This is a genomic window from Streptomyces sp. NPDC002690 (assembly GCF_053592415.1).
The window spans coordinates 1-14,084 of record NZ_JBSFVR010000055.1 but is presented as its reverse complement, the minus strand read 5'-3'; the positions used below and the strand labels follow the sequence as shown (position 1 = coordinate 14,084).

Here is a 14,084-nt window from a genome sequence, read left to right as displayed (position 1 = left end):
GGTGACGGCCGCCGGCCCCCCGCCCCCGGGACGAACTCCCCGACGCGGGGCTACGCTCGAACCCCCACCACACGCGGGGTTCGCGGGGCAGGAGAGCACGGTATGACGACGGTGCCGGTACCGAATCCGGGGCGCAGGAGCAGCACGTTCAGCAGGCTGCTGCGCCACGGCTTCACCGACCCCTCGGGCGCGGAGCGGCTGCTGCAACTGCCCGCGCTCACGGCGGTGCGGTCGGACCCGGTCCTGGTGGAGGCGCTCGGCGCCTCCGCGGACCCGGACCTGGCGCTGCGGGGCCTCGTACGCATCGTGGAGGCGCAGGCGGAGGACGAGCAGCGGCTGCTGCTCGACACCCTGGTGACCGCCAAACCGCTCCGGGACAGGCTGCTCGGCGTCCTCGGCGCCTCCGAGGCCCTCGGCGACCATCTCGCCCGCCACCCGGACGACTGGAAAGAGCTGGTCACCTACGAGGCGGCCGACCTCCACCCCGGGGTGCCCGAGTTCGAGCGCTGCCTCGCCGAGGCCACGGACCCCGACTCGCTGCGCGTCGGCTACCGCCGGTGCCTGCTGGCCATAGCGGCCAGGGACGTCTGCGGCACCACCGATCTCGCCCAGACCGCCGCCGAGCTGGCCGACCTCGCGACGGCCACCCTGCGGGCGGCGCTCGCCATCGCGCGTACCGCGGCCCCCGAGGACGCGGCGCTCTGCCGGCTCGCCGTCATCGCGATGGGCAAGTGCGGCGGCCACGAGCTGAACTACGTCTCCGACGTCGACGTCATCTTCGTCGGTGAACCCGTCGACGCGGGCGCCACCGCCGAGAACGAGACGGCCGCCGTGCGGGCGGCAGGCCGGCTGGCCTCCCACATGATGCGGATCTGCTCCGACACCACCGTCGAGGGCACCATCTGGCCCGTCGACGCGAACCTCCGCCCCGAGGGCCGCAACGGCCCGCTGGTACGCACCCTCTCCTCCCACCTCGCCTACTACCAGCGCTGGGCCAAGACCTGGGAGTTCCAGGCGCTGCTCAAGGCCCGCCCGGTGGCCGGTGACCCGGAGCTGGGGGCCGCGTACGTGGACGCCGTCGCCCCCCTGGTGTGGCACGCCGCCGACCGGGAGAACTTCGTCCCGGACGTGCAGAAGATGCGCCGCAGGGTCGTCGACAACATCCCCGCCGACCGGGTCGACCGGGAGCTGAAGCTCGGACCCGGCGGACTGCGCGACGTCGAGTTCGCCGTACAGCTGCTCCAGCTGGTGCACGGCCGCAGCGACGCCTCCCTGCACAGCGGCACCACCCTGGAGGCGCTGCGGGCGCTCGCCGAGGGCGGTTACGTGGGCCGCGCGGACGCAGCCCAGCTCGACGACGCGTACCGCTTCCTGCGCCTCATGGAGCACCGCATCCAGCTCTACCGGCTGCGCCGCACCCACCTCGTGCCCGAGGGCGAGGCCGATCTGCGGCGGCTCGGCCGTTCGCTGGGGCTGCGCACCGACCCGGTGACCGAGCTGAACCGGGCGTGGAAGAGGCACGCCTCGGTCGTCCGCAAGCTGCACGAGAAGCTCTTCTACCGGCCGCTGCTGGACGCCGTCGCCCAGCTCGCGCCCGGCGAGAGCCGGCTTTCCGCCAAGGCGGCCGGCACCCGCCTCGAAGCCCTCGGATACGCGGACCCCACCGCCGCCCTCCGGCACCTGGAGGCCCTCTCCTCCGGGGTCTCCCGCAAGGCCGCGATCCAGCGGACGCTGCTGCCGGTGCTGCTCGGCTGGTTCGCCGACTCCGCCGACCCGGACGCCGGTCTCCTCGGCTTCCGCCAGGTCTCCGACGCGCTCGGCCGCACCCCCTGGTACCTGCGGCTGCTGCGTGACGAGGGCGCGGCGGCCGAGAACCTCGCCCGTGTGCTGTCCGCCGGGCGGCTCGCCCCGGACCTGCTGATGCGGGCCCCGGAAGCGGTCGCCATCCTCGGTGACCCGGGCGGTCTCGCCCCGCGCACCCGGGAGAACCTGGACCAGGAAGTGCTGGCCGCCGTCGGCCGGGCGCCCGACGCGGAGTCCGCGGTCGCCGTCGTACGCGGCGTACGCCGGCGCGAACTCTTCCGCACCACGGCGGCCGACCTCATCGGCAGTTACGGCACCGAGGAGAGCCCCGCCGAACCCGACCACGGGGCCCTCGCCGACCGGATCGGCTCCGCCGTCACCGACCTCAACGCGGCCACCCTGGCCGGCGCCCTGCGCGCCGCCGTCCGCGCCCAGTGGGGCGACACCCTGCCGACCCGGTTCGCGGTCATCGGGATGGGCCGCTTCGGCGGCCACGAGCTCGGCTACGGCTCCGACGCCGACGTGCTCTTCGTGCACGCCCCGCGCGAGGGGGTGAGCGACGAGGAGGCCGCCCGCGCCGCCAACACGGTGATCGCCGAAATGCGCAGGCTCCTCCAGCTGCCCACCGCCGACCCGCCGCTGCTGATCGACGCCGACCTGCGGCCCGAGGGCAAGAGCGGCCCCATGGTCCGCTCCCTCAAGTCGTACGAGGCGTACTACCGGCGCTGGTCGCTCGTCTGGGAGAGCCAGGCACTGCTGCGCGCGGAACCGGTGGCCGGCGACGAGGACCTCGGCCGCGACTTCATCGAGCTGATCGACCCGTTCCGCTACCCGGCGGAGGGGCTCGGTGACGACGCGGTGCGCGAGATCCGCCGCCTCAAGGCCCGGATGGAGTCCGAACGCCTGCCGCGCGGCGCCGACCCCACCCTCCACACCAAGCTCGGCCGGGGCGGCCTCAGCGACGTGGAGTGGACGGTGCAGCTGATGCAGATGCAGCACGGGTGGGCCGAGCCGGGACTGCGCACCACCCGGACCCGCGAGGCACTGGCGGCGGCCTCGTCGGCCGGTCTGATCCCGGTCGACGAGGCCGCCGTGCTGGACGAGGCCTGGGTCCTTGCCACCCGGGTCCGCAACGCCGTGATGCTGGTCCGCGGGCGCCCGGGGGACACCTTCCCCTCCAGCCCCCGCGAGCTCGCCGCGGTCGGCCGCTACCTCGGCTACGAACCCGGCAACGCGGGGACCATGCTCGACGACTACCGGCGCATCACGCGCCGGGCGCGCGCCGTGGTGGACGAGCGGTTCTACGGGGCGTGAGGCCCTGACACCCCGAGGGAGCCCGGAGGCACCGCCTCAGCGCCGCCCCGGTGCTCCCGGGGTCTCCGTGGCGGGCGTACGGCTCGCGGCGGGCGCGGGGACGGCCTGGTCCGAGGAGACCGGGGTCCGCCGCCCGGTACGGGTCGCGGCGCCCGCGCCCCGGGCCGTACCGAGCCCCACGAGCCGGGTCCGCAAGGGCGTGCGCGGTGGCTCGACCCGGCGGGCCAGGCGGTGGGGGAGCGTGCCGTACACGACGTACGCGACGGCGAAGCCGAAGCTCAGGCACACCACGCCGCCCACCGCGTCCAGCCAGAAGTGGTTGGCCGTCGACACGATCACCACGAGGGTGGCGACGGGGTAGAGCAGTCCCAGCACCCGGGCCCACGGCACCGAGGCGAGCGCGAAGATCGTCAGCCCGCACCAGAGCGACCAGCCGATGTGCATCGACGGCATCGCCGCGTACTGGTTCGACATGTTCTTGAGGTTGCCCGAGGCCATCGAGCCCCAGGTGTGGTGCACCAGGACCGTGTCGACGAAGTGGCCGCCGGGCAGGAGCCGGGGTGGCGCCAGCGGGATCAGGTAGTAGCCCAGCAGCGCGACGCCCGTGGTCGCGAAGAGGACCAGTCTGGTCGCCGCGTAACGGCCCGGGTGACTGCGGAACAGCCACACCAGGACCCCGATGGTGACGACGAAGTGCAGCGTCGCGTAGTAGTAGTTCATCGACACGATGAGCCATGTCACCGAGTTCACAGCGTGGTTGACGCTGTGTTCGAAGCCCGCACCGAGGGTGTTCTCGAAGGACCAGACCCAGTCGGCGTTCCGCAGTGCGGCCGTCCGCTGTTCCGGGACGGCGTTGCGCACCAGCGAGTAGAGCCAGTAACTGACCCCGATCAGAAGGACTTCGAACCACAGACGTGGCCGGCGCGGTGACCGCGTGCCACGCAGTCGCGCCGTCAGACCTTTTCGACCTCGATCGCCCGTGCTGTCCGTCTTGTCCTTGGTGGGTGACGGACAGGCCACCGACGGGCCTTCCTGTGTACTCACCTGAGAATCACCCATGGGCACAGAGTCTGCCAGATACGTCCCCCACCGCCCGATCATCCTCCGGTCGGGTTCCGGCCGCACGTCCTGCACCCTGCGGAGGAGAATGCCATCATCGGGAGGGTGTCAGGAGGGGCCGGGCCCCGCCGCGGTCGAACCGCGCACCACGAGTTCGGGCATGAAGACGAACTCGCTGTGCGGGGCGGGCGTACCGCCGATCTCCTCCAGCAACGTCCGTACGGCGGCCTGGCCCATGGCGGTCACCGGCTGCCGGATGGTCGTCAGCGGCGGGTCCGTGAAGGCTATGAGCGGCGAATCGTCGTAACCGACCACCGAGAGATCGCGCGGCACCTGCCGCGAAAGCCGGCGGGCCGCCCGGATCGCGCCCAGCGCCATCATGTCGCTCGCGCAGACCACCGCGGTGCAGCCGCGTTCCATCAGGGCCGTGGCAGCCGCCTGGCCGCCCTCCAGGGTGTACAGGGAGTGTTGGATCAGCTCCTCCACCTGCTCCTCGCCCAGGCCGAGCTCCTCGCCCATCGTCGCGTGGAAGCCCTCGATCTTGCGGAGCACCGGGACGAAGCGCTTGGGACCGACGGCGAGGCCGATCCGGGTGTGGCCGAGCGACACCAGATGCGTCACCGCCAGCCGCATCGCCGCACGGTCGTCCGGCGAGATGAACGGCGCCTGGACCTTCGCGGAGAAGCCGTTGACGAGGACGAACGGAACGCCCTGTGCCCGCAACTGTTCGTAACGGCCCATGTCCGCCGAGGTGTCGGCGTGCAGTCCGGAGACGAAGATGATGCCGGAGACACCCCGGTCGACCAGCATCTCGGTCAGCTCGTCCTCGGTGGAACCGCCGGGGGTCTGGGTCGCCAGCACGGGGGTGTACCCCTGCCGGGTAAGCGCCTGGCCGATCACCTGGGCCAGCGCCGGGAAGATCGGGTTCTCCAGCTCGGGCGTGATCAGGCCGACCAGCCCGGCGCTGCGCCGGCGCAGGCGTACGGGGCGTTCGTACCCGAGGACGTCGAGTGCCGCGAGGACGGATTCGCGGGTGGCCGCCGCTACACCGGGTTTGCCGTTCAGGACCCGGCTGACCGTCGCTTCGCTGACCCCCGCCTGAGTTGCGATATCGGCAAGCCGTGCGGTCATGAAAGGGGACTGTACCGGGCGCCCCCCGGATTGCCCACAGGGCCCGGGTTTCAGCCGCTCAGGCACCTTCCGCACCTGGCCCCGGTGCCACGCAGGGGCGGCTCCGGCAACATCTTGCAAGGCCTTGCGGTCACCTCTGCGCACCTTGCAGTCGGATGGTCACATCAATCGGACCCCGTGTGTGACCTGCGACAGCAGGGGTATGCACCCCGCGTCAAGCATCACGACGGCAACCTTGAGGACACGCGCATGTAACGATCGCCGCGTCTTGCAGAAAAGTTCCGCAAGGTCTTTCGGACTTCTTTCATCCTTGTTACGTTCCTGGACGACCCGGCGCCGCGACGGAGCGGTACGGCAGTTGAAGGAGTTCACATGCGACGTGGCATAACGGCCACCGTCCTGGTCGCGGCCCTGGCGCTCGCGGCGACCGCGTGCGGAAGCGACGACAAGACCGGCAGCAGCAGCAAGAGCTCGGGCGAGCTCTCCGGCACGGTCACCTGGTGGGACACCTCCAGCGTCGGCAGTGAGGACAAGGTCTTCAAGAAGATCGCCGAAGGCTTTGAGAAGCTGCACCCCAAGGTCGACGTCAAGTACGTCAACGTGCCCTTCGGTGACGCCCAGAACAAGTTCAAGAACGCGGCCCAGGCCGGCACCGGCGCCCCCGACGTGATCCGCTCCGAGGTCGCCTGGACCCCGGACTTCGCGAACCTCGGCTACCTCGCCCCGCTCGACGGAACCCCGGCCCTCCGGGACCAGGGCGACTTCCTCAAGCAGGCCGTCGCGTCGACCAAGTACGACGGCAAGACGTACGCCGTGCCGCAGGTCATCGACTCGATGGGCATCTTCTACAACAAGGCGATGTTCGCGAAGGCCGGTGTCGAGGTCCCGACCACGATCGCCGAGTTGAAGACCGCCTCCGCCGCCATCAAGAAGAAGACCGGCAAGACCGGCCTCTACCTCCGCGGCGACGACGCGTACTACTTCCTCTCCTTCCTGTACGGCGAGGGCGGCGACCTGGTCGACGCCGACTCCAAGACCGTCAAGATCGACAGCCCCGAGGCCGTCAAGGCGTTCAAGGTCGTCAAGGACCTGGTCGACTCCGGTGCCGCGAAGACGGACGCCACGGACGGCTGGGACAACATGATGCAGTCGTTCAAGTCCGGCGACGTCGCCATGATGATCAACGGCCCGTGGGCCGTGGCCGACACGCTGACCGGCGACCAGTTCAAGGACGCCGCCAACCTCGGCATCACCAACGTCCCGGCCGGCTCCGTCGCCCAGGGCGCCCCGCAGGGCGGTCACAACCTCGCGGTGTACGCGGGCTCGAAGAACCTCGACGCCTCCTACGCCTTCGTCGACTACATGACCTCCGTCGACGCCCAGGCCACGGCCGCCGGTGAGCTGAACCTGCTCCCGACCCGCACCTCGGCGTACGCCCGCAAGGAAGCCGTCGACAGCGAGATCGTGAACTTCTTCAAGCCGGTCGTCGAGACCTCGGTCGAGCGCCCGTGGATCCCCGAGGGTGGCAGCCTCTTCGCCCCGCTGGTCACGCAGTACACCGAGGTCCTCACCGGCCAGACCACTCCGGAGAAGGCCGCGAAGGACAGCGGCGACGCGTACCGCAAGCTCCTCAAGGGCTGGAAGTAACAGGAAGGTTGGCCGACTGATGGCTGTCCACACCAGCCAGTCGGTGGCAAAGGCCGCGGGCGACGACGTCGCCCGCGGCCGGAGCCGCGCTACTGGTACCCCGACGCCGGGCAAGCTCCGGCGCTCTCTGTCCACGCACTGGTACGCCTGGGTCATGGTGGCCCCGGTGGTGCTCGTCATCGGCGTGATCATCGGCTACCCGCTGGTCCGCGGCATCTGGTTGTCGCTGACCGACGCCAATGAGCGCAACGTGGCGCGTTCCATCGGCGTCAACGAGATCCCCGCGACCTACAAGTTCGTCGGCCTGGACAACTACAAGGACGCGCTCACCGGCGGCGAGTTCATGTCCACGCTCGGCTGGACACTGGTGTGGACGATCGCCTGCGTGAGCATCACGTTCTGCCTCGGCATGGCGCTCGCCAACATCCTGAACCGGCGCATCGTCGGCCGCTCCGCCTACCGCATGGCCCTGATCCTTCCCTGGGCCGTGCCCGGCTTCGTTTCCGTCTTCGCCTGGCGCTTCCTCTTCAACGACGAGCGCGGCATCCTCAACGCGATGCTCGGCGGTGTCGGCATCGACGGCGTCCCCTGGCTGAACGACCCCACCTGGGCGAAGTTCTCCGTGATCGCCGTCAACGTCTGGCTCGGCGTCCCCTTCATGATGGTCGCCCTGCTCGGCGGTCTGCAGTCCATACCCGCGGAGCAGTACGAAGCGGCCGAGATGGACGGCGCCACCGCCTGGCAGCGTTTCCGGCACATCACCGTGCCGGGGCTCGCTCCGGTCTCCACGACGGTGGTCCTGCTCTCCACGATCTGGACCTTCAACATGTTCCCGGTGATCTTCCTGCTCACGCGGGGCGGCCCCGGTGAGTCGACCCAGATCCTCGTCACCCAGGCGTACAAGTTCTCCTTTGAGATCAGCCCGCGCGACTTCGCGCAGTCCTCCACGTGGGGCGTGCTGATCCTCGTCCTCCTCATGATCTTCGCCGCGGTCTACCGGCGAGTGCTCCGCAAGCAGGGAGATGTCTGGTGACCACCCTCACCCCCACCCGAGGGCGCCGGGCGGCGCGCACCCCGCGCCTGCGCGGGCAGCGTTCTCCGCTCGCCTCCGTGGCGCTGCACGTCACGCTGATCATCACTTCGGTGATCGCGGTCTTCCCGGTGCTCTGGGTCCTGCTGACCTCGCTCAAGCCGGCCAAGTACGCGACGACGACGGACTTCTTCAAGGAGACGACGTTCGTCAACTACACCAACCTGATCAAGGACACCGAGTTCGTCACCTGGTTCGGCAACTCGGTGCTCGTCGCGGGTCTCTCCACGGTCCTCGGCGTCTTCGTCTCCGCCACCACCGGCTACGCGGTCAGCCGCTTCCGCTTCCCCGGCAAGCGCGGACTGATGTGGACCCTGCTGATCACGCAGATGTTCCCGGTCGCCGTCCTGATCGTGCCGATCTACAACATCATGGCGGCCCTCGGACTGCTCAACCAGCCCGCCGGCCTCGTGATCACCTACCTCACCATCTCGGTGCCGTTCTGCGCCTGGATGATGAAGGGCTTCTTCGACACGATCCCCCGCGAGATCGACGAGTCCGGACAGGTCGACGGCCTGACCCCGTTCGGCACGTTCTGGCGGCTCGTGCTGCCGCTGGCCAAGCCGGGCCTCGCGGTCACCGCGTTCTACTCCTTCATCACCGCCTGGGGCGAGGTCGCGTACGCCTCCGCGTTCATGGTCGGTGACGAGAACCTCACGCTCGCCGGCGGACTGCAGAAGTTCGTCAACCAGTACGGAGCCCAGTGGGGCCCCATGACCGCCGCGTCGGTCCTGATCGCCATCCCGGCCGCCCTGGTCTTCCTGTTCGCGCAGAAGCACCTGGTCACCGGAATGTCGGCCGGAGCAGTCAAGGGCTGACCGGAAGCGGTGCCCGACCCTGACCCGCGGGCACCGCCGAACCGTCACCCACCCGCATTCGTCACGGCGGCGCCGGACCCCCCACGACCGGGACCGGCGCCGCTCCCCACCAGACACCCCAGGGACGACATGACCCAGCACCTCGCTGCCCCCTCCACCGGCACGTCCGACGACGCCCCGGGCAACCGCACCGGCTGGTGGCAGGATGCGGTGATCTACCAGGTCTATCCACGGAGCTTCGCCGACGGCAACGGTGACGGCATGGGCGATCTCGCGGGCGTCACCGCGCGGCTCCCGTACCTCCGCGACCTCGGTGTCGACGCCGTCTGGCTGAGCCCCTTCTACGCCTCCCCGCAGGCCGACGCCGGTTACGACGTCGCCGACTACCGGGCCATCGACCCGATGTTCGGCAACCTCCTGGACGCCGACGCCCTCATCCGCGAGGCCCACGCCCTGGACCTGCGCATCATCGTCGACCTGGTCCCCAACCACTCCTCCGACCAGCACGAGTGGTTCAAGCGCGCGCTGGCCGAGGGCCCCGGCTCCGCCCTGCGCGAGCGCTACCACTTCCGCGCCGGCAAGGGTGAGAACGGCGAACTCCCGCCGAACGACTGGGAGTCCATCTTCGGCGGCCCGGCATGGACCCGGACCACGAACGCGGACGGCACCCCGGGCGAGTGGTACCTCCACCTCTTCGCGCCCGAGCAGCCCGACTTCAACTGGGAGCACCCGGCCGTCGCCGACGAGTTCCGCTCGATCCTGCGGTTCTGGCTCGACATGGGCGTCGACGGCTTCCGTGTCGACGTCGCGCACGGCCTGGTCAAGGCCGAGGGCCTGCCGGACCTCGGCTCGCACGACCAGCTCAAGCTGCTCGGCAACGACGTCATGCCGTTCTTCGACCAGGACGGCGTGCACGCCATCTACCGCAGCTGGCGCACCATCCTCGACGAGTACCCGGGCGAGCGCATCGCCGTCGCCGAGGCATGGACCCCGACCGTCGAGCGCACCGCCAACTACGTGCGCCCCGACGAGATGCACCAGGCGTTCAACTTCCAGTACCTGTCGACCGACTGGGACGCCGCCGCGCTGCGTACCGTCATCGACTCCTCGCTCGCCGCGATGCGTCCGGTCGGCGCCCCCACCACCTGGGTGCTCTCCAACCACGACGTCACCCGGCACGCCACCCGCTTCGCCAACGAGCCGGGCCTGGGCACCCAGATCCGTACCGCCGGCGACCGCGAGATGGGCCTGCGCCGCGCCCGCGCCGCGACCCTGCTGATGCTGGCGCTGCCCGGCTCCGCCTACGTCTACCAGGGCGAGGAGCTCGGCCTGCCGGACGTCACGGACCTGCCCGACGAGGCCCGCCAGGACCCGTCGTTCTTCCGCGCCGACGGCCAGGACGGCTACCGCGACGGCTGCCGCGTCCCGATCCCGTGGACCCGCGAGGGCAGCAGCTACGGCTTCGGCGACGGCGGCAGCTGGCTCCCGCAGCCCGAGGGCTGGGGCGAGCTGTCCATCGAGGCGCAGAGCGGCGTGGAGGGCTCCACCCTGGAGCTGTACCGCACCGCCATCGCGGCCCGCCGCGAGCTGCCGGGTCTCGGCGCCGGCAGCGACGTGGAGTGGCTGGACGGCGCCGAGGGCGTCCTCGCCTTCGCCCGCCCCGGCTTCGTCTGCACCGTGAACACGACCGGCGCCCCGGTGCGGGTCCCCGCCCCCGGCACGGTGCTGGTCTCCAGCGCCCCGGTCACCGTCGAGGGCGGCACGGCCGAGGTTCCCGCCGACACCACGGTGTGGTGGACGGTGTGACCGTCCCCGCACCCCGGACCGGCTCGGCGCTGCGGCTCTCCGACATCGCCGGGCAGGCCGCGGTGAGCGAGGCCACCGTCAGCCGGGTGCTCAACGGCAAACCGGGCGTCGCCGACAGCACCCGGCAGCGGGTGCTGGCGGCGCTGGACATCCTCGGTTACGAACGTCCCGTGCGGCTGCGCCAGCGCAGCGCCGGGCTGATCGGGCTGGTGACACCTGAACTCGTCAACCCGATCTTCCCGGCCTTCGCGCAGTCGGTCGAGCAGGTCCTCGCCGGGCACGGCTACACCCCCGTGCTCTGCACCCAGCTGCCGGGCGGCGCCACCGAGGACGAGCTGGTCGAACAGCTCGTCGAGCGTGGCGTCGGCGGCATCGTCTTCCTGTCCGGTCTGCACGCCGACCTGTCGGCGGACCCGGCGCGGTACGCCGAACTCGCCGAGCGCGGCGTACCGTTCGTCCTGATCAACGGGTACAACGAGCGCATCAGCGCCCCGTTCGTCTCGCCGGACGACGCCGCCGCCGTGCGGATGGCCGTCGGTCACCTCGCCGCCCTCGGCCACCGCAAGATCGGCCTGGCGATCGGGCCGCAGCGTTACGTGCCCTCCCGCCGCAAGCGGGACGGGTTCCTCGACGTGGCGGTCCGCACGCTGGGGATGACCCGCGACGAGGCCGAACTCCTCGTCTGCTCCACGCTGTTCGGCGTGGAGGGCGGCCAGGTCGCGGCCGGCGCGCTCCTCGACCAGGGATGCACGGGCATCGTCTGCGGCAGCGACCTGATGGCGCTGGGCGTGGTGCGCGCGGCCCGGGGGAGGGGCCTGGAGGTCCCGCGCGACGTCTCCGTGGTCGGCTTCGACGACTCGCAGCTGATCGCCTTCACCGACCCGCCGCTGACCACCGTGCGCCAGCCGGTGCAGGCGATGGCCGCCGCCGCGGTGGGGGCACTGCTGGAGGAGATCGCCGGAAGCCCCGTGCAGCGCACGGAGTACGTGTTCCAGCCGGAGCTGGTCGTACGCGGCTCGACCGCGGCGCGCCGAACCCTCCGGGCGGTACGGGAGGCATAGACGGGCGGCACGCGGCCGGAGGGGGGTCGCGTGCCGCACGGGGGCCGTACAGGCCCCCATGCGTGGCGGTGCGACCCGGTGAGGGTCCCGCGGGCGCGGAGGAGAGGCGCCGGGAGTCGGCCCAGGGTTGGGCCGGCGGGGAGTGTGACTCCCGGTGCCTCTCTTCGCGTCGACCGGCCCGGCCGGCCGGGCGCGTGGGGCCCTGCGCCGGAGCGCGGACCCCCGGCCGGCCGGACCGGAGTCACCAAGAACGTAACAGGCTCGCAATATTTTGCGTAAGTCCTTGCAGGCAGGAAAATCCAGCATTTCGTGGATGTGAGCGGGTCATGTCCAAAGTATTGACCCCGGCCTGACGGGCTCGTACGGTCTGCGCTGCAGCAGGGTTTCCAGTCTTGCTGCAAGAACATTCAAGAGCCTTCCGGCACGGCGCGTTGTCACGTGAGGCTGCTCGGTCACCCGCGTTTCCCCCACAGCAGGAGGAAAGACATGGCACGCAGACCGCTGTCCGCCGCTCTCGCCCTCGCGGCCGGAGTCGCCACGCTGGTCGTCCCCGCAGGCGTCGGGGCCACGGCCGCCCAGGCCGCCACGCCGGGCACCAAGGACGTCACCGCCGTCCTGTTCGAGTGGAAGTTCGCCTCCGTGGCGCAGGCGTGCACCAGCACCCTCGGCCCGGCCGGCTACGGATACGTCCAGGTCTCCCCGCCCATGGAGCACATCCAGGGCAGCCAGTGGTGGACCTCCTACCAGCCGGTCAGCTACAAGATCGCGGGCCGGCTCGGCGACCGCACCGCCTTCGCGAACATGGTCACCACCTGCCACAACGCCGGGGTGAAGGTCGTCGCCGACACCGTCATCAACCACATGTCGGCGGGGTCGGGCACCGGCACCGGCGGGTCCTCGTACACCAAGTACGACTACCCGGGCCTCTACTCGGTCAACGACATGAACGACTGCCAGTCGCAGATCAGCAACTACGGCGACCGCGCCAACGTGCAGAACTGCGAACTCGTGGGCCTCGCCGACCTGGACACCGGCGAGGAGTACGTACGCGGCAAGATCGCCGGGTACATGAACGACCTGCTCTCGCTGGGCGTCGACGGGTTCCGGATCGACGCGGCCAAGCACATGCCGGCCGCCGACCTCGCCAACATCAAGTCCCGGCTGACCAACCCGAACGCCTACTGGAAGCAGGAGGCCATCTACGGGGCCGGGGAGGCCGTCCAGCCCTCCGAGTACACCGGCACCGGAGACGTCCAGGAGTTCCGCTACGCCCGCGGCCTCAAGCAGACCTTCCTCAACGAGAATCTCGCCAACCTCAAGAACTACGGCGAGGGCTGGGGCTTCATGGCCTCCGGCTCCTCGGCGGTCTTCGTCGACAACCACGACACCGAGCGCGGCGGCGACACCCTCAACTACAAGGCGGGCGCCTCCTACACGCTGGCCAACGTCTTCATGCTGGCCTACCCGTACGGCTCCCCGGACGTGCACTCCGGCTACGAGTTCAGCGACAACGACGCGGGCCCGCCCAACGGCGGCCAGGTGAACGCCTGCTACACCGACGGCTGGAAGTGCCAGCACGCCTGGCCGCAGATCTCCTCCATGGTCGCCTTCCGCAACACCGCGCGCGGTGAGGCCGTCACCAACTGGTGGGACAACGGCGCCGACCAGATCGCCTTCGGCCGCGGTGCCAAGGCGTACGTCGCGATCAACCACGAGTCCTCCTCGCTGACCCGGACCTTCCAGACCGGGCTGCCCGCCGGCGCCTACTGCGACGTGCAGACCGGCAACGCCGTGACGGTCAACTCCTCCGGCCAGTTCACCGCCACCCTCGGCGCCGACACCGCGCTCGCCCTGCACGTCAACGCCCGCACCTGCACCGGTACGGGCACCGGTACGGGCACCGGCACGGACCCCGGAACCGGCACCACCACCTCCGGGGCCACCTTCGGCGTCAACGCCACCACCTCGCTCGGCCAGAACATCTACGTCACCGGCAACCAGTCGGCCCTCGGCAACTGGGACCCGAACAGCGCCCTGAAGCTCGACCCGGCGACGTACCCCGTCTGGAAGCTCGACGTGGCCCTCGCCGCCGGCACCTCCTTCGAGTACAAGTACCTCCGCAAGGACGCCGCCGGGAACGTCACCTGGGAGAGCGGCGCCAACCGCACCGCCACCGTGCCCGCCACCGGAAAGATCTCGCTGACCAGCGACGTCTGGCGCAGCTGACCGACCAGGGGCGGGCCGGGAGAGAGCGCTCGACGGGGCACGACTTCTACCGCCCCGCCCACGAGACCGTCTACACGGCCATTCTCGATCTCTACGCCAAGGGCGAGCCGGCCGACCCGATCACGGTCG

9 protein-coding genes and 1 pseudogene are annotated in these 14,084 nt (G+C 70.7%); 8 read left to right on the top strand and 2 right to left on the bottom strand.

Going from position 1 to position 14,084, the window contains the following annotated elements:
- Positions 1 to 102 precede the first annotated feature (102 nt).
- Positions 103 to 3,117, top strand: a complete 3,015-nt coding sequence (locus tag ACWD3D_RS10495) for a bifunctional [glutamine synthetase] adenylyltransferase/[glutamine synthetase]-adenylyl-L-tyrosine phosphorylase (protein WP_451460502.1) — start codon at positions 103 to 105, stop codon at positions 3,115 to 3,117.
- Positions 3,118 to 3,153: 36 nt separating this feature from the next.
- Here the strand turns inward: ACWD3D_RS10495 and ACWD3D_RS10490 are convergent, their stop codons facing one another.
- Together ACWD3D_RS10490 and ACWD3D_RS10485 are read right to left on the bottom strand one after the other, a co-directional pair.
- Positions 3,154 to 4,176 carry a phosphatase PAP2 family protein gene (locus ACWD3D_RS10490; RefSeq protein ID WP_451460501.1) on the bottom strand — a complete coding sequence of 341 codons (1,023 nt, stop codon included), beginning with the start codon at positions 4,174 to 4,176 and terminating at the stop codon, positions 3,154 to 3,156.
- A 108-nt stretch (positions 4,177 to 4,284) separates the two neighbouring features.
- On the bottom strand, positions 4,285 to 5,307 hold the full coding sequence (locus tag ACWD3D_RS10485; RefSeq protein ID WP_451460500.1) for a LacI family DNA-binding transcriptional regulator: 1,023 nt from the start codon (positions 5,305 to 5,307) through the stop codon (positions 4,285 to 4,287).
- A gap of 372 nt (positions 5,308 to 5,679) precedes the next feature.
- Here ACWD3D_RS10485 and ACWD3D_RS10480 point away from each other — a divergent pair, with 372 nt between their 5' ends.
- From ACWD3D_RS10480 to ACWD3D_RS10450, 7 genes and pseudogenes are all read left to right on the top strand, one after another.
- Entirely contained in the window at positions 5,680 to 6,954 is a 1,275-nt protein-coding gene (locus ACWD3D_RS10480) for an extracellular solute-binding protein (RefSeq protein WP_451460499.1), read from the top strand.
- Positions 6,955 to 6,973: 19 nt separating this feature from the next.
- Positions 6,974 to 7,987, top strand: a complete 1,014-nt coding sequence (locus ACWD3D_RS10475; protein ID WP_451460498.1) for a carbohydrate ABC transporter permease — start codon at positions 6,974 to 6,976, stop codon at positions 7,985 to 7,987.
- Positions 7,984 to 8,862, top strand: coding sequence for a sugar ABC transporter permease (locus ACWD3D_RS10470; RefSeq protein WP_451460497.1), 879 nt, complete (start codon positions 7,984 to 7,986; stop codon positions 8,860 to 8,862). The genes ACWD3D_RS10475 and ACWD3D_RS10470 overlap by 4 nt, the downstream gene beginning before the upstream one ends.
- Positions 8,863 to 8,991: 129 nt before the next feature.
- Entirely contained in the window at positions 8,992 to 10,668 is a 1,677-nt protein-coding gene (locus tag ACWD3D_RS10465; RefSeq protein ID WP_451460496.1) for a glycoside hydrolase family 13 protein, read from the top strand.
- A complete protein-coding gene (locus ACWD3D_RS10460; protein ID WP_451460495.1) occupies positions 10,653 to 11,729 on the top strand; it encodes a LacI family DNA-binding transcriptional regulator in 1,077 nt (358 codons plus the stop codon). Before ACWD3D_RS10465 ends, ACWD3D_RS10460 begins: the two co-directional genes overlap by 16 nt.
- Before the next feature lie 486 nt (positions 11,730 to 12,215).
- A complete protein-coding gene (locus ACWD3D_RS10455; protein WP_451460494.1) occupies positions 12,216 to 13,955 on the top strand; it encodes a carbohydrate-binding module family 20 domain-containing protein in 1,740 nt (579 codons plus the stop codon).
- A gap of 35 nt (positions 13,956 to 13,990) precedes the next feature.
- Positions 13,991 to 14,084: pseudogene (locus ACWD3D_RS10450) on the top strand (DnaB-like helicase N-terminal domain-containing protein); the annotation flags it as partial.

Bases quoted from the DNA above. Each gene is read 5' to 3' on its own strand.
- ACWD3D_RS10495 (WP_451460502.1), top strand. From the start codon at position 103: ATGACGACGGTGCCGGTACCGAATCCGGGGCGCAGGAGCAGCACGTTC.
- ACWD3D_RS10490 (WP_451460501.1), bottom strand. From the start codon at position 4,176: ATGGGTGATTCTCAGGTGAGTACACAGGAAGGCCCGTCGGTGGCCTGT.
- ACWD3D_RS10485 (WP_451460500.1), bottom strand. From the start codon at position 5,307: ATGACCGCACGGCTTGCCGATATCGCAACTCAGGCGGGGGTCAGCGAA.
- ACWD3D_RS10480 (WP_451460499.1), top strand. From the start codon at position 5,680: ATGCGACGTGGCATAACGGCCACCGTCCTGGTCGCGGCCCTGGCGCTC.
- ACWD3D_RS10475 (WP_451460498.1), top strand. From the start codon at position 6,974: ATGGCTGTCCACACCAGCCAGTCGGTGGCAAAGGCCGCGGGCGACGAC.
- ACWD3D_RS10465 (WP_451460496.1), top strand. From the start codon at position 8,992: ATGACCCAGCACCTCGCTGCCCCCTCCACCGGCACGTCCGACGACGCC.
- ACWD3D_RS10455 (WP_451460494.1), top strand. From the start codon at position 12,216: ATGGCACGCAGACCGCTGTCCGCCGCTCTCGCCCTCGCGGCCGGAGTC.